This is a genomic window from Pontibacter anaerobius, assembly GCF_026241195.1.
GTDB lineage: Bacteria > Bacteroidota > Bacteroidia > Cytophagales > Hymenobacteraceae > Pontibacter > Pontibacter anaerobius.
In genome coordinates, this window is record NZ_JAPFQO010000005.1 from 42,189 (window position 1) to 63,305 (window position 21,117).

The following is a 21,117-nucleotide window of genomic DNA, read 5'->3' on the forward strand; positions in this document are numbered from 1 at the left end:
ATTATTTATTTCTTGTTTAATAATTGTTCGTATAGCAAAACAAACCTCTCTGCAATACCTAAATTCATGTAGTTTTCTTTTACAAGGTTTAAGGCAGCTGAAGTTATTTGTTGCTTCTCTGCGTTTCTCAGATTGAGAACATTATTAACTGATTGGGCAAAAGTCAACTCATCACCTGGTTCAATCAGCCATCCGGTTTTCTTGTGCTTTACAATTTCTCTTATGCCTCCAACATTGTATGCAACAACTGGTGTCTCATATAGCATTGCTTCTAAAATTACACCTGGTAGTCCCTCAATTATACTAGGTAATAATAACCCCTGCGCATGTGCAATGTAATCCAATGGATTATTTACAAATCCTGTGAAATGCACTGAGCCTAACAAATTTAACTCTTTTGCTTTCTCCTCTATTGATTTCCTTGATGGCCCATCTCCCACCAGCCACAGATGTGCGTTAGAGTGTTTCTTGACAACAGACTGAAAAATACGCAAAAGGCCTTCGTGGTTTTTCTCAAATGAGAAACCGCCTACATGTACCAGATTTACTTGTTGTTCTTGATTTCCTGCAAAAGGGTTTTTAACAGCTTGTTTGTCCTCTAAGCCAATGGGTATAGTAGTAGTTTTAAGGTTTAATCCTGGATAGAGTCGAACCAAATCTTCCTTGGAATGATTGCTTACAGAAGCAATGGCATCAGTTTTTCTGTACAGAAAACCATTATACAGTTTCTGTACAGGGCTTTTTATATATGAACTTAGCGTACTGGCATTTCGAAAAACAATCGGTTGTTTCCATTTATACAGCAACTTAGAAAACACAGCATACTTCAGTGTATCACCAGCATTAGCTTGTACAATATCTGGCTTCTTTGTTTGTATGACCTCAGATAAGTTCTTCCAGCCTTGTCTATCCCATAATCGGGCACTGGGATTAGCTTCCAACAGTTGATGCGGCTTACTGTACTTATAGGAATCAGGACTATCAAATATCGCCAGTAGTTCTGATGTGTGGCCAAGCATTGACAGGTTATCTGATAACTGCGCGGCAAAGATCTCAGCACCTCGTGGCTGAGGCTTTTGAATGAGTTGAAGAATTTTCATGCGCTCACCTCTCTGTAAAAACTAAGCGTGTCTTCATTTATCTTGTCAAGCTTAAATTTCCTGTTAAAGTTCTCAAGACTCTCATTCCCCATTTTCTTCCTCAATTCCGCACCCTTAGTTAATGTAATGATTTGTTCAGCAAGTTTATCATCATCTCCTACAGGAAACATCAGCGCGTTTTCATTTTTGATTACTACTTCATGAAATACGGGTAGATCTGAACAAATTACTGGAAGCGCTGCAGCCTGTGCCTCTATCAAAGACCCACCCAATCCTTCATACAAAGAAGGAAACACAAAAGCATCTGCCCCCACTAGTAAAGCTGGCACATCGAGCCTATGGCCTAACCAGAAAGTTTTAGCTTGAACCTCTGGATAGGCTTTCAAAAACTCTTCTATTTCTGGTGAGGCATTTCCTTTTCTGCCACAGAACACAACAGCAATCTGATTCAAAACCGAAACATCCTTTGAGCTAATTTTATGAATTGCATTTAATAAATGCATATGGCCTTTTTGGTACTCCTGCCTTCCTACATGTATTAAAATCATTTTTTCAGAGCTCAGTCCTAACTCATGACGCAGAGCTTTCCTATGCTTAGTTCTAGCTACAACATGCACATTGGGATTGCGGCCTCTGTAAATTACGCTTAGGCGCTTATCTGGAAACTTTAAATGACTCCTGTAGTGCTTCTCAACCTCCTCTGTAATTGCAACAGAATGATTGACTCCCTTTATCGCAGACAGGTAGTCAATAATCTTATAAGCATAAAAAGCAGGTTTACTAGTTTTAGGATCTTTTAACCTAACCGGATCATAAGTACAGTTAACCAAGCTTTCAACATGATAAAAAGGTGTAAAAGCTTTTGCCAATCTCACTCGTAGGTTCGATTTTAAAAGCACAGAGTGAACAATGGTAGGCTTGTAAGCTTTTATGATAGAGACGATCTCGAGGCTATTCTGAATAAAATTTCCACTTTTCAAAAATGTTACGTGGAAGCCTTCTCTCAATATCTCTGCTTCAATTCCTTCCTTTCTATGCTCCAACACCACTATAGAAAAGTCTACCTTCTGTTCTCTTAGGTAATACCACAGATAGGCGTTTGAACGTTCAGCTCCACCCGTACCTAAACTATCCTGCACAAAAAGTATTCTCATTATTTAATCAGGTAACCGTACTTATCCAAGTACTTGTAAGCTACATTATTGATAATCACGACATCTTCCGCCGATAGCTTTTTCAAGCTACTACCGTTCATATTCTTGATATTGCTTTCAACATTGTGAATCTTAAACACATTATCCTTGAAAGTACTACTGAAGGGTTGCACATGAATAAAGTCAGTGATATCACGCAGTACCTTATCAGGATTTGATGTAAAATCCTCGTAAGTAACTTCTATAAAATTCTCGGCTTTAGATTTAGTTTGCTCAACCACCTCAAGGCTTCTGGCCCATTGCTTGGCACATAACTCTAGCGGGTATTTACCATTCTCCGCATATAGATGATTACCTTCCATCACCGTTGCTTTTCGGTATATGCCTTCCGCAACAGCATAGCCGTTTCTAACCAAATGAATGAAGAATGCCTCCTTAAAATACCTGTTGAGGTAATCAATCCGGATAGTGTTAACAATTGACTTTTCAAGAAGGACAGGTTTAGATAGATCGTAAAAATGAGACCAGTGTCTTTTAGCTACTTCAGCGGATTCTTCGTCGTTAACCTGAAGATCCTGCTCACACTCACTCCACATCCTGCGCCAAAAGAAATCCTCTGGCCTCGTGAGTTTATCTGTCAGCATTACCCCTTCGTCATTTAAAGAGGACATCTCCGGATGGGTAGATAATACTTCTTCGAGTAATGTAGTACCTGAATTATAGCAACCGATAATAAACACCCATTTTTTCCCTTCGATCTTCTTCCCTGTTTTGTCTAATAAGAAAGAAAGCGCCTTGTTTCTCCTATAGCGGGCAACAAGGCGATGTTTAATTGATTTCTCAGCCATTTATTAGTTTATAGATACTTCTTCTTAAAGGCAGAATCTTTGAGTGCCAGCCACTTAAAATAAAGCGCAATTTACTCGGCCTTGTCTGATCAGTTATACTTAATCTGGATATTCGGTAGGGATCATACTTTTTCGCAGGTAGTTTATGATCGAAAAGAAATGCATGGCTTATCCCTTCTTCCTTGGCCACTTTTTCTGCCAACTGATTTACATTCCCATTCGGGTAAGCAAAAAGATTAAAACCTTTTAATCCAGCTTTATCAAAAAAATGCTTTGACTGTCTAAACTCATCCCGAAGTTCAACTTCTGAACATTGATTGAACATGGGATGGGTATGGGAGTGATTGGCGATAATCACTCCTGCTCTTTCCATCTCCTTTAGCTGCTCAGTAGTTAATTGAGCTTGTTTAAGCGAAGGCTTATCAGACTCAACTCTTAATTGATTAATGTAGGCGACTCTCTCTTGATTTGGCCATTCCTTGACCTCCCACACCCTTTTCTCCCCCTCCTCTTTGCCAAGTAAATACACTAACTCATCCCACCAAAAAGGTTTGTTAGTATCTATCAACTCAGTAATTATAAAAAGTACAGTAGGTATTTTATACTTATGGAGCAAAGGGAAAAGATACTTATAGAAAGAAACATCTCCATCATCTACAGTAATTAGGACATCCTCCTTTTGAAGGATTGAAAGATGTGCTTCCAGTTGATGATTAGAACAGAACTTATGATAAACTACAATCTTTCTATTTGAGAATAACTTTTCCATTGCATGAGAAGATGCCTACCCACAATTAAATAATCATACCTGCTGCTACGGTCTCGTTTGTAGCCTCATCAACTAGAATTAAGCTACCAGTATGCCTGTTTCTGGTATATGAATCTGCTAGCAAAGGCTTTGTTGTTCTTAAACGCACCCGGCTGATCTCATTCATCCTAACATCTTTGTCATCCTCAATACGGTGCAGTGTGTTGATATCTACTTTATAAAGAACCTCCTTAATCATCGTGCGAACTTCGTTAGACGTATGCCGCAAGATATACTTCCCGTTAAGTGCAGGTCCTCGTGGATTAAGCCAGCAAAGCATTACATCGAGATCCTGACTCACCTCAGGTTGATTATTTTCACGTACAATCATGTCCCCCCTGCTGATATCGATATCATCTTCCAGTGTCATGGTAACTGACATGGGAGGAAAAGCTTCCTGCACAGGCCCATCATAAGTATCGATGCTTTTAATCGTACTGCTAAATCCTGATGGTAACACTAGTACCTTGTCACCTGGTTTAAATATACCACCGACAATACGACCAGCATAGCCTCTGTAATCATGATGTTCATTGCTATGCGGACGGATCACTGTCTGAACAGGAAACCTGCAATCTATCAGATTCTTATCGTTGCCAATGTGAATCGTCTCCAGTGTATGCAGCAGCGTTTCACCTTGGTACCATCCCATATTTTCCGATCTGTTAACAATGTTATCACCATGTAGAGCACTAATTGGCACAAATCGTATATCTTTCACATTCAGTTTAGCAGCAAACTCTTTATACTGCTCCACAATCTTATCAAACTGCTCTTCAGCATAATCCACAAGGTCCATTTTATTCACACATACAATTACGTGTGGGATCTGCAGAAGAGAGGCAATGAAAGAATGTCTGCATGTTTGCTCTACTACTCCTTTTCTGGCGTCTATCAGGATCAAGGCTAAATTTGCTGTGGAGGCTCCCGTAACCATGTTCCTGGTATACTGAATATGGCCAGGAGTATCTGCAATAATGAATTTGCGTTTCGGCGTTGCGAAAAATCGATAGGCCACATCAATTGTAATACCCTGCTCCCGCTCGTCCTTCAGACCATCCGTCAATAGCGATAAGTCCACATGTGCAAGGCCTTTTTTCTCACTTGATTTTTTTACAGCCTCTATCTGATCCTCGAAAATTGACTTCGAATCATATAAAAGTCTGCCGATGAGGGTACTTTTACCATCATCCACACTTCCGGCAGTCGTAAATCTTAATATTTGCATAATTTTTTCTTTAGAAATATCCCTGCTTCTTTCTATCTTCCATTGATGTCTCAGAGCGTTTATCATCCGACCGGTTTCCACGCTCTGTTTGCCGCGAAGCAGCTACCTCCAGTACTATTTTATCTAACGTATCCGCATCTGACTCTATGCCACCAGTAATGGTAATATCTCCTAATGTCCTGAAGCGAATAAGCTTACGTTCTACTCTTTCTTCATCCCGCAGGCTTATGTATTCTGAAACGGGTAGCCAGGTATCATCCCTGTAAATAACATCCCGGTGATGCGCAAAGTATAACGATGGAATAGCGATATCTTCTGTAAGAATGTACTGCCATATATCCATCTCTGTCCAGTTACTGATTGGAAACACCCTAAAATGCTCTCCCTGGTTCTTCCTGCCGTTGAACAAGTTCCACAGCTCTGGGCGTTGGTTTTTAGGATCCCACTGACCAAAGTCATCGCGGTGTGAGAAAAAGCGCTCTTTGGCTCTTGCCTTTTCCTCATCACGTCTGGCTCCTCCTAAGGCAGCATCAATTCGATGCTCTTCAATCGTATCCAGCAGGGTTACAGTCTGCAGCGCATTTCTACTAGCATTTCTTCCTGTCTCTTCCCTGGATCTACCCTTGTTTATGGATTCCTGCACCGACCCCACAATAAGTTGTACCCCTAGTTCATTTACCAACTGATCCCTAAATGCTATGGTCTCAGGGAAATTATGCCCTGTATCAATATGAATTAATGGCATTGGAATCTTAGCCGGAAAGAAAGCTTTACAGGCTAAGTGGGTTACAACTATAGAATCTTTACCTCCTGAAAAGAGTATAGCAGGTCTTTCAAATTGTGCGAAAACCTCGCGGATCACATAGATTGCCTCAGCCTCTAACTCTTTTAAATGGCTTAAAGAATAACTACTCATTTTGTTAATTTCAACTTTGGTTCGATGTATGCAATTAGCTTCTGTATCGACCATTCTAAAGGTTCTTCATGAGAAAGAATGTGTAAATCCGGTTTCTCAGGCGCTTCAAATGGTGAGCTAATTCCGGTAAAGTTACTAATTTCTCCTTTACGAGCCTTAGCATATAACCCTTTTACATCACGTTGCTCACAAACTTCAATAGGGCAATCTACAAAGACCTCAACAAAGCTTTCATCACCTACAATACTCCTCACCCGCTCCCTATCTTCTTTAAAAGGCGAAACAAAAGCTGATAGCACGACAAGTCCGGCATCAGCCATAAGCTTTGTAACCTCGCCAATTCTTCTGATATTCTCTTTTCTCGATTCATCTGAGAAGTCCAAGTCATTATTCAGGCCATTGCGTACATTATCACCATCCAGAACATAGGTATGACAACCTTGGTTATAAAGATATTCTTCCAATTTGCTGGCGAGCGTTGATTTACCACTTCCTGAGAAACCGGTAAACCACACTACCAATGAACGGTGCCCTTTCATTTTATTACGTAGCTCCTTGTTAACCTGGTGGAGATGCGGAACGATATGTAGCTTTTCACTCATAAGTTAAAAGTACCTTAAAATAATGTAAATGAGACAAGTTAGAGAATACAGTAGCGTAAAAGGAACGCCAATTTTGAGAAAATCTTTAGTTTTATAGGACCCAGGCCCATATATCATAAGATTTGTTTGATAACCAACCGGTGTCATAAAAGAAGCAGAGGCTCCAAATGCGATAGCTACATAGAATCCAGTTGGACTCAGGTTCAGACTGTGACTTATTGAGTAAGCTATGGGAAAAGCGATTGAAACAGCAGCAACATTAGTTACAAACGAGGTAAGTAAGACGGTTATTAAAAACAATCCTATGAGTATTCCAAACTTACCACCTGCTTCAAATAAATTGATAATTGCAAAAGCCGCTTCATTTGCAATACCTGTATCAATCAGTGCTTTGCTCAGGGTCAAAGCACTTGCAAGTATGATCAGAAGGTCGAGGTCCAACAGCTTTTTGATTTCATCTGCTCTCAGCAAGCCCAAGCTGGTCATCAATACAGCTATTATAAATAAACTAAAGAAAAGGTTCGTAATTCCCAAAGCCATTAGACCTAAAGACAGCAGTATTCCAGCACCAAATAAAATCTTCTTCCACTTTGCCGTTCCATTGCTTCGGGATACCACTGATACAGTATAGAGGTCGCGATCATTCTTATTCCGTGTTAAGAATTTTTGTCCGGCAGATAGCAACAGCAAATCACCTGGTTCAAGAATGATTGAGCCAATTTTACCTCTCAGATTCTCACCATTCCGGTGAATAGCTACCACAGCCGCATCATACTTCTCTCTGAATTCACTCTCTTTTAATGTTCGGTTAGTTAGTGCACTATTCCTAGGGATAACTGTTTCTATTAGATTTACGTGCTGCCCTATTCCTAACTCATTGGAGCGAGGTATTTGTAAACCATTATCATGCTGTAGGAGTTCTACTACTTTTTCAGTATCACCTGCAAAATATAAGTGATCATTTTTTTGCAACACCTCATCGGGATCAACGGCATTAATAATCTTACCGTCTCTTACTATTTCAAAAAGGTAGATTCCCTCCAGGTTACGCAGGTTAGCTTCAGCGATACTTTTCCCTACAAGTACTGAACCTTGCGCAATATATGTCTCTACTAAGTACTCCCTGGCATTCGTTTTAAATTCATCTAATGGATTGGTACGGGAAGGGAGCAACTTGTAGCCAAATGTGGCGAGGAAAATTAGGCCCACTATTGTTACCAGTATACCTGGTAACAGAAAATCTAAAAACCCTAAGCCTTCAGGCTCCTTTGATAGTATGAATCCGTTTAGAATTAGATTTGTTGAAGTCCCTACTATTGTCATCATTCCCCCTACTATAGTAGCGAACGACAGTGGGATTAGTAATTTAGATGGAGCCACTTTGTTTCGCTTTGCCCAATGGTACACATATGGGATCATCAGAGCAACAATAGGAGTATTGTTAACTACAGAAGACAAGAGCGAGGTGCCAGCTGTCATGCGGATTAAAAAGCCTCTAGAGCTTTTCGCAGATCTGAAGAGCCTGTTTAGAAGCCCAATTAGGTTAAAATGCTCTTTTATACCCGCTGTAATAAAAATAAGCAGAAAGATGGTCACTATAGATTCATTACTGAGGCTCTGCAGAAAATCTGACGGTGCTACAACTCTTGCTAACATGAGCACTATAACGCCGCCAATAAATACCATAGAAGGCCGGACCCTGCCCATAAAAAGCCCTACTAAACACCCCAATAGTACAAGCACGGTTATCCACTTATCATAATGCAGCTCACCCATTAGCGCTTAACAACAAACCATGGGTTCAACAGGTTTTTCTTATTGTATTGTAGAGGCTCACCTGTTTCATATTGCACAACTTTACAACCAGCACTACGGGCAATGGCATCACCTGCGGCCGTATCCCACTCCATGGTAGGTGCAAGGCGTGGGTATATATCAGCTTTCCCCTCCGCTACTAGGCAGATTTTTAAAGAACTACCCATTGAAAGAAAACTAAGCTCCCCATGCTTTTTTTCCAAATTGGAAATAAATTTATTCGTTTCTTCAGTGGTGTGAGATCGGCTTCCTACAACTGTATAACAATCATTATTACATTGGTCTACGGGAAGCTTTATTCCAGCAGATTTCCAATCTGGAGGCAACTGGTGATCTTCAAGTTCAAGCTTCCAAGCACCTTCTCCTTCTATACCAACATACAACCACTTCTTTACTGGGACATATACCACCCCTATCACAGGAGTACCAGCACTTATCAGCGCTATATTAACTGTAAACTCACCATTCTTATTTATAAACTCTTTTGTTCCATCTAATGGATCAACAAGCCAGTAGTTATCCCACTTTATTCTTTCAGATAAGTGTACATTTTTACCTTCTTCACTTAATATCGGATAAACAGTTTGGTTCAAGTACCTATTTATAATTCTATGCCCTACTTTGTCAGCTTCTGTTATTGGTGAATTATCAGCTTTATAATCTATTGAATGGGCACTTTCATAAATTGATACAATACCTTCACCTGCTTTGATAGATGCTGTTAAAATTAAATCTACATACATTTCTTTACAAGAATATTTCTTAATACTGCAGGCAAGGGTTTACTTTTATTTTATCGAAACAATTCACAAAGGATCATTTATAGTTTATGTAAGAGTAAGTTAAACTTAAATATTTTTTATATATCCTCCACTACCTGAAAAACTTACAATTTGGGCAGGGTTACCAACAACTACAGCTTTGTCTGGGACATCAAAGTTGATAAAAGATAGAGGGGCTATAAGTACATCATCTCCAATAGAAATTTTACCTACTACTACCGCATTTGCACCTATCCATACCCTATCACCTATCTTAGGGCTTCCCTTTTTGCTGCCTCTACTAATATGGCCTATAGTTACACCTTGTGCAATATTACAATTTTCACCAACTTCTACATCCTGGTTGATTACAATATTCCCATAATGCCCTAAAAACAATCCTCTTCCAATCTTACAAGTGTGTGGTATTTGGAATCCATATTTTACCTGCATTCTCTTATAAATAAACCTTGAGAATAAACCAAGTGGATGAAACAATTTGTAGTACTGACACAACCTAAAAAAATACATAAATCTTAATCCAGGCCTTGTTAATAGTTTAATGTAAAAGCTAGAAATTTCACCACTATTGAAGTATCTGTATGAGTCCACTCGAATCACTATCTTAAATGTTAATGTTAATTTTGAAACAGGAATTAGCTTAAAGTTTAACAAAACTTTAGTAAATCTTCCATTTTAGTGTAGGTGCACTAAATGCTAAGCTCCCCAATTTGATTATCAGCATAAAGCTTATATAATTATCTTAATGACTTTGCTTTTAAGCATGGAATTGCAAATTTGTATATTTTTAGTTATGCAAAGTCTAAGCAGGCTAAGGCTTTAGATAAAATCAATCTTTCAATCTTATGTTGATAAACTTTAGCTGACACTAAAAACCAATTGTCTTATGTTACACAATGCTACATTGTGCAGTTGATCCTGCTGCTTTATGATAAATAATTGTGCTGCTAAGGTCATTCATATTTTCAAAACTTTTTTGCGATTTTCATCCTTATTAATATTTAGCAGAATTACTATCGTTACTGCAAGGCAGCTATTTCTTTATTTTTATAAATAATGTTTATGCTTGATTTACTGGCCTAGTAGATTTTATATCTCCTAAGCACAAAATTTGCAGATTTTTATTAACTTCACTCAGACCTCTGGCGAAGCTGTAAACATCCATAAGTTTTTGCTTTGCTGCTGAATCAACATGTGATTGCAAAGAGTCAATAATATTAATAAAAATAAAGGTCATTGTTTTGTCGACTCCTAACAATTCAAACATTGCAGAACTATAGAAAGAGATAAGTATTTCTGGTTTTTTTTCATGCAGAAATACCTCCTCATAATTTTTCTGATACTCGATTATATCTGCGAACGGCTTAATCTTCTTTACATGCTCTATCTTTTCACGGGGATGTAAATAATATTTAATTCTCTGCCCATACTTTTGATATATAGCTGAAATTAGATCAATCAAATACTCCTCTTTTATAAATTTTAATTCTACTAAATATGAGCCAAGAAAATGTATCTCTTTTGTTTTAGTAGAAGTTACATCTTGCTTCACATTATATATAATGGAGCTATCGCATAATGCTGGAGTAACTGGATAATCAGTAAATAGAGTTAAAGATTTTAATGGCTTTAGTCCTAAAAGCTTTGCTATCTTTAAATCCTTAACTTTATCAACCCCTCTTTCACGCTGACTAATTAAGTCAATAATAATTGCACCATCTGTTACCAATACTTTTGGTACTTCTTGAAAAGGGATGAGAAGTACCCTCTGTTTTAAACTAGAAAAGTTTCCGAACAATATCCTGTCATACGCCTGCCTCTTCCATTTTAGATATCTTAGATAATTAACAACTACAATGAACCCCGAAAAGGAACTTGTTCCATTATAATAATTGGTAACTCTACTTTTTGCGGCACAATTCTGTAATAGCTTTAAATAACTTTCCTGAACATGCTGCCCAATAACGGCTATATCTATTGTCAAATTCCCATAAAAGAAGCTTTTTAAATACTTAACAGATTCAACAACTTGCCGATTTGTTGAAACTATAACTAGAATTTTCATACAACTTTTCTTCTTATTGCATCAGATATCTCAGAAATAGAATACAAATATGAATTTTCTTTAATATTATTCCCCATCAAGTATTTTTTCTTGTATTCATTATAAAGATATTTATTGATGTGGATCTTGCTTATTTCTATCCCCTCTAATGAATTATCCATGTTATAAACAAGTAAGTCTAACGCCCGCACATACTCTATTATACATCTTTTCACTGCTTTGTCACTTAAAAGAATGTCGTCTACAAGCAAAACAACAGGCTTGTCGTAATAGACAGCAACTCCTACAGAAGTACTGTAATGTGTAAACACAACTTTTGCCTCTTTTATCAAAGAATGTGTTTGATTACTAACTTTCTTAAGATTTGGGAGTTCATTTTTTAACTCTTCAGCATAGCAGGATGCCTCAGGGTGACTTGCAACAATGACATCATCTAACCCAAACTTCACCTTCAGTGCTATGAGGCATTTTTCCAACCTCGTGTAATAATCTCGCCTATAGCTTTCATCTAATTGATGCTTTTTAGCCATTGGTATCAGTTGGTCAATAAATATCCCTATTCTTTTATTTGGAAATAATTTTGGTTTACTTTCGATAATCAACTGGTTCACATCATCAGAGTGAACTATAAATCTTTTTTCTTTTGGAAGCGAAAGAGTTATTTTAGTTGGAACAATAAAATCTGTACTAGCCAGATAATAGTCAGGCAGGTATGAACTATATACAAATTCCCACAAAAGTTTTAGCTTATAAAATGGCAAAACTCCATCAAGGTGGATTACTGCATTATGTATTAACTTTTTAAAACCAGTTCTCTCATTATATAACCCGGGAAAAACTCTTGTATTAAAAGAAAGTAGTTTGTCTTGCTTTCTTTTAATATTCTTAAACAGTAATTTATAGTTCCTTAAATTCCCATCATTAGTTACATATATAATTGGCTCTTCACTTAGACCTTTTTTGAAAAGATCTAACTCTTTATAATTATTTATCTTAATTGTTAGATTAAAGAGAAAGGGATCCGTTATAGTTGCTGAACAATTATTTATTGGACATAGGTCAAGAAGCTTAATGTTATAGCCTAGATTCATTAATTCATCTAGTTGGAAAATTCTCCTATGAGAGTTGCGAAATATCCTCGCAAAAATAAATATCACATTGTGATTTGCCTCCATTAGAACTCCTGTAAGTTTACCATTTTATTAAAGCTTGTAGATGAAAATTTGAGGCTTTCAAAATCTCCTTCATCTTCTATTTCTCCTCTATTTAGATAGATAATTCTATCAACATTTTTTATTGTTGATAGTCTATGTGCAATAATAACAATTGTATATTTCCCTTTTAGCTTCTCTATGTTTTGTTGGATACTTTTTTCTGTTTCAGAATCCAGAGCAGACGTTGCCTCATCCATAAATAAAATATCAATTTCTTTATAAAGTTCCCTTGCAATAGAAATTCTCTGCTTCTGACCTCCACTGATCAATACTCCATTATTACCCAATAGAGAGTTTTCCTTTTCTGGTAGTCCTTTAACAAAATCAGCTATAGAAGCCATTTCTAACGCTTCATTAAAGCGTTTTAGATTTTCTTCTGTTGGGGAGGCCCAAAACGTGACATTATTGAACACAGTATCACTGAATATAACAGGCTCTTGTGTAATATATCCAACTCTGTTTTGAAAGGATTTCATATCAATTTCATGCATTTCTATACCATCTACCAATAAATCTCCCTTTTCTGCTTTCAACAAACCACATAATAAATTCATCAATGTTGTTTTGCCAGAGCCACTTTCACCTACTAATGCAATTGCTTCATTCTTATAAATGCTTAAAGAAACATTTTTTAAGATTAAGTTTCGGCCATACGAGAAGCTTAGGTTGCGCAGATTTATCACTTCTCTGAAGGATTCGATCTTAGTTCGCCCATTTTGTTCCTGATCTTGGAAGAGTTCCTTATTAAACTCATCCATATTTTCAAGAGAACCAGAAACTGATAAGAATGTATTCCAGAAGTTTTGAAGGCCCATCAGAAAAGTTAAAGATCTGTAAAAAAACAGCAAACTTAATATTAATACTCCTAGGTTATGTGAGAAAATATTAACTTGTACCAATATAACAATAACTACGACAAGCATTACTAAGGGCTCCCTCATTGATGAAAGCAAAGCTGCAAGAACTCCTATACGCCTCTGCAGTTCTTCAATACTTTTTATAGAACTCTTCAATTTTTGACCAAATTTTCCTATTAATCCAGAAGCTTTCAAATACTTAAAATTATGCACCTCTTGTATAAGTAGCCCCTGAAAAGCATGATTCTCATTTGTTAAGTTCCTAGATAGCTTTTTTGTTGTATAATAAACCTTTTTAAACATTACATTTGTAAGACCTCCACCAATTGCTACCAATACAGCGAACTGAGGATTTGCTAAGAAAGCTAAGGAAGTATAAACAAGCACCAATATACCATACTGAAAAGCAGTAAAGTAAGATCGATATGCCAACAAAAGTCTGTCGACTTCGCCAGTTATTGTATTCTGGATCCTTCCAGAATCACTTCTGACAAACGAATTATATTGATACCCAGATAGGAGGTCTATGTTAGAAAACCTAATCTGTCTAATAAACTTTTGTTGCAGAATTACTTTGTAAAATCCTTCTATAAACTTAAATCCTCCTTTTAATGTAAAGAAAATGAATATTACTATCAATATGGTAGGAAGTGTGAGGCTAAATCCAAAATATTGAAGCCCATCCACCAGAAAAGACAAATTACCCATTTGTTCAGATTGTACCTCATCAGGACTACCACTGATCATCTGCAGTAAAGGTAAGAACATTGCTAAACCGAACCCATCTAAAACTCCTACAAGCAAGCTTAGACCTACGGAAACAAATATTCTATTCCCTAAATAGGAATAAAAATAGGTAAAACTTCCAAAATTGCTTTTTAATAACTGCTTTATTTTATCCACTACTTTTAGAAATAAGTAATTCTACTAGTTTAAAATCGATTATATCATCTATATCTATTGATGACATTTTGTCCATTAAATATTTTTTCTTCCTTAGATTTGCCAATCCTCCCTTAATTAACTTATCTACTCTAATTATATATATAGACCCATTCAATTCATAAATTACTGGACAGTCTTGTCTTCTTGTAAACCTTCCTTCTTTTGTTTTTTGAAGTTGCCCCGTAGGATCCTCCTCAAAAAGTACATAGTAAGGGTTTGAATCTGTTACTTTAACAGATACAATCATTTCAGTATCTGTTTCGATAAGAGCTAAAGCCTCCTTCAGATGTTGACCTGTACGTAAAGGCGATGTCGGCTGTAGCAATACAACATATTCAAAATCTCTTTTCTTATCTGCATAATGTTGTAAAGCATGAAGAATCACTTGCTCAGATGTTGAGTAATCAGTAGCTAACTCACTTGGCCTTAGAAAAGGAACCTTCACCCCATATGCTTCAGCAACTTCAGCAATTTTAATATCATCTGTTGACACACATATATTAGCGTCTTCACTTACTTCTCTCGCAGCATCAATGGTATAGCAGATCAATGGTTTCCCATTAAGTAGTTTTATATTCTTACCTGGTAACCCTTTAGAACCACCTCTTGCTGGAATCAAGTATAGTATTTCCATTTAGAATTTAATATGGTGTATATCTTCCTGTGCTTTCTTGAAGTCTTCATGCTTGCCTATATCTAACCAATAACCTCTGAGAGGATATGAGCTCACTTTCAAACCTTTTTCTATCAGAAGCTCCATAAGATCTGTTGTATTATAGAAACTGTTACTTGGGATATATCCCAGGACTTCTTTCTTTAGAAGATAAATTCCTCCATTAGAGTAGTAAGTATAAGTCGGCTTTTCTTTGAAACTTATGATATTGTTATTCTCGGTTTCTAATACAGCATAAGGCACATTAACAGTGTAAGGTATAGTAACCACTGATAGAGCAGCATCACTCTTTTGAAAATGTAGAAAGAAGTCTTCGTAATCAAGATTCGTCAACAGATCTGAATTTGTGACCAAAATATAGTCATGCTGAAAATCCTCAATTTTACTCACCGCACCAAGAGTTCCGAGTGGTTCATCTTCCCAGACATATTTAACATTAATAAACTTAGAGCTTCCATCCTCAAAATATGCTTCAAGCTGTTCCCCCAAGTATCTAACTGAAATCCATACATCATCAATACCATAACTGATTAAACGATCAATGTTATGTTCGATTATAGGTTTGTCACCTACTTTAAGGAGAGGCTTTGGTGTATCATCCGTAAGAGGTTTCAAACGCTCTCCCCTTCCTCCTGCCATCAATACAGCATCAACAGGTAAGTATGACTTGAGAAACCTAAAGTTTATAATGTTAACAATTTTTCCCTCTTTACAGAGGACTGGAATTATTTTGAAGTTGTTCTTTCTGTAGTTGATAACCTCATCAATTGTGTAGGAGCCTCTTTGAAGAAACTTAGGATTTGACTGGATAAATTCATCAACTACATCACTTAACGTAAGCCCCTTTAAGAAACCCCTTCTTACATCTCCATCCGTTAAAGAACCTAATAATTTCTCTTCCTCATCTATAACAAAAAGAATTGAATCTGCTGCAAGTTCATTTAGCTGAGCCAATGCGGTTTTGATAGGAGAGTTAGTCTTAATTAGATGTCTTCTAAAGCTTATCACAGTTTTGTTCTTTTAGAATAGTAATTATGTTTTGAGCGGCACCATCTTTAAAATAAGGATTTTGCCCTTTATATTCACCAAGCCCTTTTATTTGCTTTAAGGTGCTGATTATCATTTCTGAATCAAACGGAACCTGCAAAACGTTCTCTCCTGCTGCTCTTCCTTTTTGCCTGTCTCCTACATTGATGACATACTTTTTAAAAGAAGCGGCTTCAATAATTCCGCTTGAGGTATTTCCGATTAATAGCTTTGAGTACAGCATACAGGTAAAATAACTCTGTGTACCAAAGTTCTCAATCAAGTGTAACTTATTTTCTAATTCTATTTTAAGAGTATTAAATCCCTCACGGAAAACATTGCCATTCGTATCCGCATTAGGCATTGTTATCACTACCTGATACTCTTTTGCTACAAATCGTAAAGATTCTAAGATCTCTGTCAGGTGCCTGCTATTTAACTCAGGTGCCACTGTTTCTGGGTGAACAGTTACTAAAACGGTAGGAATGTCTAAATCTATTCCCCACTTATTTTTAAATTCCTCCTTAGTAAGCATCTGAATATTGCTTAAGTTATCCAGACTTAGAGCACCCGTCACATAAATATTATCACTCTTACCTGTAATCTCTGCAACTCTTGAGGCAAATGCCTCCTGCGATACAAAATGCAAAGATGAAGCAAGCGTTATAGCGTGCCTATAAACATTGTCAATAGCTCCTAGGGTAGTTTCTCCACCATGCAAGTGAGCGAAGTTTACCTGATAAGGTATACCTGCTGAAACTGCCCCGAACATTTCAAATCTATCCCCCAGACAGAATACAAGGTCGAAGTCAGTTGAATGCTGTTCCCAAAAATCAGCAAATTTTAAGGAAGTCAATGCACATGCTGTAGATACAGCATTCTTGTCATCATTGATGAGCAAAGAATTAACCTTATAATTGACTTCATACCCATCTGCAGCAATATTATCTACAGTATATCCGTGAAAAGGAGATAAATGAGTACCAAAGGCAATGATACTTAATTCAAACTCAGGATCTTCCTGCAGAGCCTTCAGTAGTGGCTTGTATATGCCATAGTCAGCACGAGAACTAGTGAGAACCCCTACCCGCATTATTGAAGGTGTTTCCATTCTAACTTAACTCCGGCATCCAGGTCAGAATTCAATTTACGTCCAATCACTCTTGGCAGATCCATCGGGGATATACCATCTCCGGGTCTTTTCATTTCTAATTTTGATACGTCAATTAGTTCTCCAGAAGAAATTGATTCTTTCAAATGGATACTCTTACGGGCAACACTTTTATTGATCAATTCTGACTCAGTAGGTTCTTTCCGTCCATCACCACTCAGCGCTTTTTCAATATTTCTTATAGCAGAGACCATGGCAATTAACTCAGCCGGTTCCAGAGAAGCTTTATGGTCCGGTCCTGGCATGTTCCTATCAAGCGTAAAGTGTTTTTCGATGACTTTTGCCCCGAGTGCCACAGCAGCAATCGGTACCTCTATACCTAAAGTATGGTCTGAATATCCAATATCTATTTTAAATGACTGCTGTATAGTGAGCATGGCATTTAAATTCACATCTTCATACTTTGTAGGATAATCTGTATTACAGTGCAGAACTGTAACATCTTCTAACTTTGCTCCTCCTTCTCTCAATACATTCAGTGCATCTTCAATTTCACCTAAGGATGCCATCCCTGTTGAGATTACAATAGGTTTTCCTTTGGGAGCAATGTGTTTGAGGTATAGATAATTTGTTAATTCACCGGAAGGAATTTTAAAAAGATCTATTCCAAGGTTTTCCAGAAAATCTACACTTTCTTCATCAAAACCTGTTGATAAAAACTTAACTCCTTTTTGATTAGCATAACCTAACAGATCCTTATGCATGTCTTCTGAAAGCTCCAGTTTCTTCAACATGTTGTACTGAGAATCTTCTGTACTATTGCCCAGATTCTTCTTTTGATACTCTGCCTGCTTAGCTGATTTGCTGACAAGTTTGTCTGCCTTAAAAGTCTGAAACTTCACATAATCAACACCAGCATCAGCTGCAACATCAATAAGCTGCTTTGCTAAAGCTATGTTTCCATTATGATTAACTCCTGCTTCTGCTATTATGATAGTTTTATTCATTTTTTTAAATCTATGGCAGGGTTTCCTGCCCATACCAGGTTATCAGGTATATCCTTTATAACAACTGCGCCTGCACCTACTATAGTATTTTTGCCAATCCTTACTCCCTGTTTCACAACGGCATTTGCCCCAATAAAGCTTCCTTCACCTATTTGCACATTACCTGCAAGCACAGCACCCGGTGCAATGTGTGCATAGTCTCCTATGCAACATTCATGTTCCACAATTGCACCTGTATTAATAATTGCACCAACACCTACCTTGGCCAAGGGATTTACAATTGCTCCAGCAGCCACAAAACTACCGCCTCCAATAGAAGCCAGAGTAGAGATAATGGAAGTCGTATGAATAATGGAGCTTGTGACAAACCCTTTTTCAGTGAATTCCCTAATCAGCTTTCTTCTTATAGAATTATCACCAATACTTACAAAAAAATTTGCTCCTGAATTTGCGATTTTTGATACAGCAACTTCATCTTTATCGTCACCTAAATACTCCAAATTAAAAGGGTCAACTATAACCTTTGCTCTATCATAATATCCAATTATACCATCTCCCCTCATTCTAATGGCATCTGCTACAACAAAGGCATGGCCTGAATATCCTAATAGAGCAAATTGATTCATCCTTATATTCTGACGCTACTTGGAATATTCACGAGCCTCTCCTCTATCCACTGGCTTACTTCTAAGTCACCCTTTAAGCAGTCTTCAAACATTGGTAGCTTATGCATCAATGTCCAGGCAGGGCGTGTCATAACCCCACTCCCATTAACTTCGGCTAAGAAAGTATCACGTTCTTCTTTATTTTCTAGTAAAAGTGTATTCAGCCAGTAATTTGCTTTTGCGTCCTTACCTTCTGATACAAACTCTATACTTTCTACTTCCTCAAAGAAGTTTTTATAATTTTCAGCCAGTTCACGCTTATTTTTCACAAAAGCATCTAATTGCTCCAATTGTGCACAAGCTAAGGCAGCATTGAGGTTTGGCATGCGGTAATTATAACCGATATAATCGTGGTTAAACTCCCAGGCATGTAGTGTTTTAGCCTGCGTGGTAAGGTGTTTAGCTAGTTTTGCTAAATGCTCATCATTTGTCACAATTGCACCGCCACCGCCACAGGTAACTGTCTTATTCCCATTAAAGCTGAAAGTACCTAGCAACCCAAAATTACCTGTATGCTTTCCTTTATAATAGCTTCCTAAAGATTCTGCAGCATCCTCCACCATAGGTATGTTCCACTCCTGGCATATAGCAGCAATGCGGTCTATTTCACAAGGAAAACCAAAACTATGCATTGGCACACACGCAGCAATCCGATTACCGGTTTTGCTGTTGTAAGTAGCGCCATCAATTTTCCGCCCAAACTCCTGTAAATACGCTTCCAGTTTCTCAGCACTCAGGCCAAGTGTTTTCCTATCAATATCCAGAAAAATAGGTTTTGCACCGATGTAACTGATGGCATTGGCAGTAGCAATGAAAGTAAGATCCTGTGAAAGTACCTCATCCCCCTGCTTTACGCCAGCAACTAGAAGTGCCATATGCAAGGCTGCAGTGCCATTGACAGTAGCAATGGCATATTTAGCCCCTGTAATATCCTGCATCATTTCTTCGAAGCGGTTCACATAGGCGCCCACTGAAGATACATAAGTGGAATCAATGGCATCAGCTACATATTTCTTCTCATTACCAATGAACCTGGGCTCATGTAAGGGGATAAAATCCTGGTTAGGGAAGAGCGACTTTATATAGTTTATGATGTGGCTGTACTTAGTAGTCTGCCCCATAAATAAGTTCTTAAAATAGATTAACCTTAATACTAGATATTGTATATATCAGCCTTGTATTGTCGCAGATTCTCTTTGTTTCGGAACCACTCGATGGTTTCCGCAAGCCCCTGCTCTAAGGTGTATTTCATCTCCCAATTTGTATGGCTTTTAATTTTACTGTTAGCGCCATATAAACGGAACACCTCGCTCTTCTCAGGCCTTAAACGAACATCATCCTGTATAATTCTTGCATCCGGATTAATTTGGTTGATAAGGCTCTGCGCAAGATCTCCAACTGTTATCTCAGATTCTGTTGCGATGTTACAATCTTCACCGATTAGGCTATCTGACTTAGCTATTTCAACAAAACCATTGGCTGTATCTTTTACAAAAAGCAGATCACGTGTAGGAGTAATATCTCCTAATTTGATTTCAGTTTTACCCTGCAGCAACTGCGTAATAATTGTAGGAATAACAGCTCTGGCTGATTGGCGAGGACCATAGGTATTAAATGGACGCACTATAGTAAGTGGTAAGTTGAAACTCCTATAAAAGGAATCTGCTATGCAGTCTGCACCAATCTTTGAAGCCGAATAAGGAGATTGTGGCTGACGTGGATGCTTCTCATCTATCGGAATATATTGTGCTGTACCATACACTTCTGAGGTAGACGTAACTAGTACTCTTTCTACCCCTAAGTCTTTTGCTGCCTGAACAATATTCAAAGTACCTTTTACATTGGTATCAATATAGCTATCGGGAGAATGGTAACTAAACGGTATAGCAATCAGTGCCGCTAAGTGAAACACCACATCTACATCTTTCATGGCAGTACGTACACCATTCGGATCCCGGATATCTCCCGAGAATATTTCTATTTGCGAGAGTTTTTCTTTAGGCAAGGTATCCAACCAGCCCCAGCTATTAAAAGAGTTATAATATACAAAAGCTTTAACCTGACATTCTTCTTCTAAAAGTCGCTCTACCAGATGGCTTCCTATAAAACCATCCGCACCAGTTACTAAGACTTTTTTGTTCTTAAGTTCCATTACTTAAATTTTGCGCTAGAAATCTATATTTAATCAATAAGGCCCTGCAAAGATATAGAATATATCATAAAAGAAGGTGCTATGTCCTCCTCTATCATCACATTGTTCTGAGATCCTATTGACAAACCCAGGGAAAAAATTGACTAAAT

At 37.6% G+C, this 21,117-nt stretch carries 20 protein-coding genes; all 20 read right to left on the bottom strand.

Features of this window, described 5'->3' with window-relative positions:
* Nucleotides 1-5 precede the first annotated feature (5 nt).
* Nucleotides 6-1,100 carry a glycosyltransferase gene (locus OO017_RS08385; RefSeq protein WP_266052026.1) on the bottom strand — a complete coding sequence of 365 codons (1,095 nt, stop codon included), beginning with the start codon at nucleotides 1,098-1,100 and terminating at the stop codon, nucleotides 6-8.
* Nucleotides 1,097-2,254 carry a glycosyltransferase family 4 protein gene (locus OO017_RS08390; RefSeq protein ID WP_266052027.1) on the bottom strand — a complete coding sequence of 386 codons (1,158 nt, stop codon included), beginning with the start codon at nucleotides 2,252-2,254 and terminating at the stop codon, nucleotides 1,097-1,099. Before OO017_RS08390 ends, OO017_RS08385 begins: the two co-directional genes overlap by 4 nt.
* Nucleotides 2,254-3,102 carry a sulfotransferase family protein gene (locus OO017_RS08395; RefSeq protein ID WP_266052028.1) on the bottom strand — a complete coding sequence of 283 codons (849 nt, stop codon included), beginning with the start codon at nucleotides 3,100-3,102 and terminating at the stop codon, nucleotides 2,254-2,256. The genes OO017_RS08390 and OO017_RS08395 overlap by 1 nt, the downstream gene beginning before the upstream one ends.
* Nucleotides 3,095-3,871, bottom strand: coding sequence for a polysaccharide deacetylase family protein (locus OO017_RS08400; protein ID WP_266052029.1), 777 nt, complete (start codon nucleotides 3,869-3,871; stop codon nucleotides 3,095-3,097). Before OO017_RS08400 ends, OO017_RS08395 begins: the two co-directional genes overlap by 8 nt.
* Before the next feature lie 25 nt (nucleotides 3,872-3,896).
* The gene (gene cysN / locus OO017_RS08405) at nucleotides 3,897-5,138 is read right to left on the bottom strand and encodes a sulfate adenylyltransferase subunit CysN (protein ID WP_266052030.1); all 1,242 of its coding nucleotides are present in this window, start codon (nucleotides 5,136-5,138) and stop codon (nucleotides 3,897-3,899) included.
* Nucleotides 5,139-5,148: 10 nt separating this feature from the next.
* Entirely contained in the window at nucleotides 5,149-6,054 is a 906-nt protein-coding gene (gene cysD, locus OO017_RS08410) for a sulfate adenylyltransferase subunit CysD (protein WP_266052153.1), read from the bottom strand.
* The gene (cysC, locus tag OO017_RS08415) at nucleotides 6,051-6,656 is read right to left on the bottom strand and encodes an adenylyl-sulfate kinase (RefSeq protein WP_266052031.1); all 606 of its coding nucleotides are present in this window, start codon (nucleotides 6,654-6,656) and stop codon (nucleotides 6,051-6,053) included. The genes cysD and cysC overlap by 4 nt, the downstream gene beginning before the upstream one ends.
* Nucleotides 6,657-6,659: 3 nt before the next feature.
* Nucleotides 6,660-8,432, bottom strand: coding sequence for an SLC13 family permease (locus tag OO017_RS08420; protein WP_266052032.1), 1,773 nt, complete (start codon nucleotides 8,430-8,432; stop codon nucleotides 6,660-6,662).
* Nucleotides 8,432-9,214 carry a 3'(2'),5'-bisphosphate nucleotidase CysQ gene (gene cysQ, locus OO017_RS08425; protein WP_266052033.1) on the bottom strand — a complete coding sequence of 261 codons (783 nt, stop codon included), beginning with the start codon at nucleotides 9,212-9,214 and terminating at the stop codon, nucleotides 8,432-8,434. Before cysQ ends, OO017_RS08420 begins: the two co-directional genes overlap by 1 nt.
* Nucleotides 9,215-9,319: 105 nt before the next feature.
* Nucleotides 9,320-9,907: a serine O-acetyltransferase gene (locus tag OO017_RS08430; RefSeq protein WP_266052034.1), complete on the bottom strand. Its 588-nt coding sequence runs from the start codon at nucleotides 9,905-9,907 to the stop codon at nucleotides 9,320-9,322.
* Between the two features lie 406 nt (nucleotides 9,908-10,313).
* A complete protein-coding gene (locus OO017_RS08435) occupies nucleotides 10,314-11,318 on the bottom strand; it encodes a polysialyltransferase family glycosyltransferase (protein ID WP_266052035.1) in 1,005 nt (334 codons plus the stop codon).
* A complete protein-coding gene (locus OO017_RS08440) occupies nucleotides 11,315-12,493 on the bottom strand; it encodes a hypothetical protein (protein ID WP_266052036.1) in 1,179 nt (392 codons plus the stop codon). The genes OO017_RS08435 and OO017_RS08440 overlap by 4 nt, the downstream gene beginning before the upstream one ends.
* Nucleotides 12,493-14,292 carry an ABC transporter ATP-binding protein gene (locus tag OO017_RS20000; protein WP_266052037.1) on the bottom strand — a complete coding sequence of 600 codons (1,800 nt, stop codon included), beginning with the start codon at nucleotides 14,290-14,292 and terminating at the stop codon, nucleotides 12,493-12,495. Before OO017_RS20000 ends, OO017_RS08440 begins: the two co-directional genes overlap by 1 nt.
* Nucleotides 14,285-14,968, bottom strand: coding sequence for an acylneuraminate cytidylyltransferase family protein (locus tag OO017_RS08450; RefSeq protein ID WP_266052038.1), 684 nt, complete (start codon nucleotides 14,966-14,968; stop codon nucleotides 14,285-14,287). Before OO017_RS08450 ends, OO017_RS20000 begins: the two co-directional genes overlap by 8 nt.
* Nucleotides 14,969-16,015, bottom strand: a complete 1,047-nt coding sequence (locus tag OO017_RS08455; RefSeq protein ID WP_266052039.1) for a nucleotidyltransferase family protein — start codon at nucleotides 16,013-16,015, stop codon at nucleotides 14,969-14,971.
* The gene (gene neuC / locus OO017_RS08460; RefSeq protein ID WP_266052040.1) at nucleotides 16,002-17,144 is read right to left on the bottom strand and encodes a UDP-N-acetylglucosamine 2-epimerase; all 1,143 of its coding nucleotides are present in this window, start codon (nucleotides 17,142-17,144) and stop codon (nucleotides 16,002-16,004) included. Before neuC ends, OO017_RS08455 begins: the two co-directional genes overlap by 14 nt.
* Nucleotides 17,126-18,151 (bottom strand): N-acetylneuraminate synthase, encoded by a 1,026-nt coding sequence (gene neuB, locus OO017_RS08465; RefSeq protein WP_266052041.1) that lies wholly within the window; start codon nucleotides 18,149-18,151, stop codon nucleotides 17,126-17,128. Before neuB ends, neuC begins: the two co-directional genes overlap by 19 nt.
* On the bottom strand, nucleotides 18,148-18,777 hold the full coding sequence (locus OO017_RS08470) for an acetyltransferase (protein WP_266052042.1): 630 nt from the start codon (nucleotides 18,775-18,777) through the stop codon (nucleotides 18,148-18,150). Before OO017_RS08470 ends, neuB begins: the two co-directional genes overlap by 4 nt.
* Before the next feature lie 2 nt (nucleotides 18,778-18,779).
* Nucleotides 18,780-19,937 (bottom strand): LegC family aminotransferase, encoded by a 1,158-nt coding sequence (locus OO017_RS08475; RefSeq protein ID WP_266052043.1) that lies wholly within the window; start codon nucleotides 19,935-19,937, stop codon nucleotides 18,780-18,782.
* A gap of 32 nt (nucleotides 19,938-19,969) precedes the next feature.
* A complete protein-coding gene (locus OO017_RS08480; protein ID WP_266052044.1) occupies nucleotides 19,970-20,968 on the bottom strand; it encodes an NAD-dependent 4,6-dehydratase LegB in 999 nt (332 codons plus the stop codon).
* Nucleotides 20,969-21,117: the final 149 nt, after the last annotated feature.

Excerpts from the sequence above, each read along its gene's own strand:
- OO017_RS08385 (WP_266052026.1), bottom strand. The coding sequence starts at position 1,100 with ATGAAAATTCTTCAACTCATTCAAAAGCCTCAGCCACGAGGTGCTGAG.
- OO017_RS08390 (WP_266052027.1), bottom strand. The coding sequence starts at position 2,254 with ATGAGAATACTTTTTGTGCAGGATAGTTTAGGTACGGGTGGAGCTGAA.
- OO017_RS08395 (WP_266052028.1), bottom strand. The coding sequence starts at position 3,102 with ATGGCTGAGAAATCAATTAAACATCGCCTTGTTGCCCGCTATAGGAGA.
- OO017_RS08400 (WP_266052029.1), bottom strand. The coding sequence starts at position 3,871 with ATGGAAAAGTTATTCTCAAATAGAAAGATTGTAGTTTATCATAAGTTC.
- cysN (WP_266052030.1), bottom strand. The coding sequence starts at position 5,138 with ATGCAAATATTAAGATTTACGACTGCCGGAAGTGTGGATGATGGTAAA.
- cysD (WP_266052153.1), bottom strand. The coding sequence starts at position 6,054 with ATGAGTAGTTATTCTTTAAGCCATTTAAAAGAGTTAGAGGCTGAGGCA.
- cysC (WP_266052031.1), bottom strand. The coding sequence starts at position 6,656 with ATGAGTGAAAAGCTACATATCGTTCCGCATCTCCACCAGGTTAACAAG.
- OO017_RS08420 (WP_266052032.1), bottom strand. The coding sequence starts at position 8,432 with ATGGGTGAGCTGCATTATGATAAGTGGATAACCGTGCTTGTACTATTG.
- cysQ (WP_266052033.1), bottom strand. The coding sequence starts at position 9,214 with ATGTATGTAGATTTAATTTTAACAGCATCTATCAAAGCAGGTGAAGGT.
- OO017_RS08435 (WP_266052035.1), bottom strand. The coding sequence starts at position 11,318 with ATGAAAATTCTAGTTATAGTTTCAACAAATCGGCAAGTTGTTGAATCT.
- OO017_RS08440 (WP_266052036.1), bottom strand. The coding sequence starts at position 12,493 with ATGGAGGCAAATCACAATGTGATATTTATTTTTGCGAGGATATTTCGC.
- OO017_RS08450 (WP_266052038.1), bottom strand. The coding sequence starts at position 14,968 with ATGGAAATACTATACTTGATTCCAGCAAGAGGTGGTTCTAAAGGGTTA.
- neuC (WP_266052040.1), bottom strand. The coding sequence starts at position 17,144 with ATGGAAACACCTTCAATAATGCGGGTAGGGGTTCTCACTAGTTCTCGT.
- neuB (WP_266052041.1), bottom strand. The coding sequence starts at position 18,151 with ATGAATAAAACTATCATAATAGCAGAAGCAGGAGTTAATCATAATGGA.
- OO017_RS08470 (WP_266052042.1), bottom strand. The coding sequence starts at position 18,777 with ATGAATCAATTTGCTCTATTAGGATATTCAGGCCATGCCTTTGTTGTA.
- OO017_RS08475 (WP_266052043.1), bottom strand. The coding sequence starts at position 19,937 with ATGGGGCAGACTACTAAGTACAGCCACATCATAAACTATATAAAGTCG.
- OO017_RS08480 (WP_266052044.1), bottom strand. The coding sequence starts at position 20,968 with ATGGAACTTAAGAACAAAAAAGTCTTAGTAACTGGTGCGGATGGTTTT.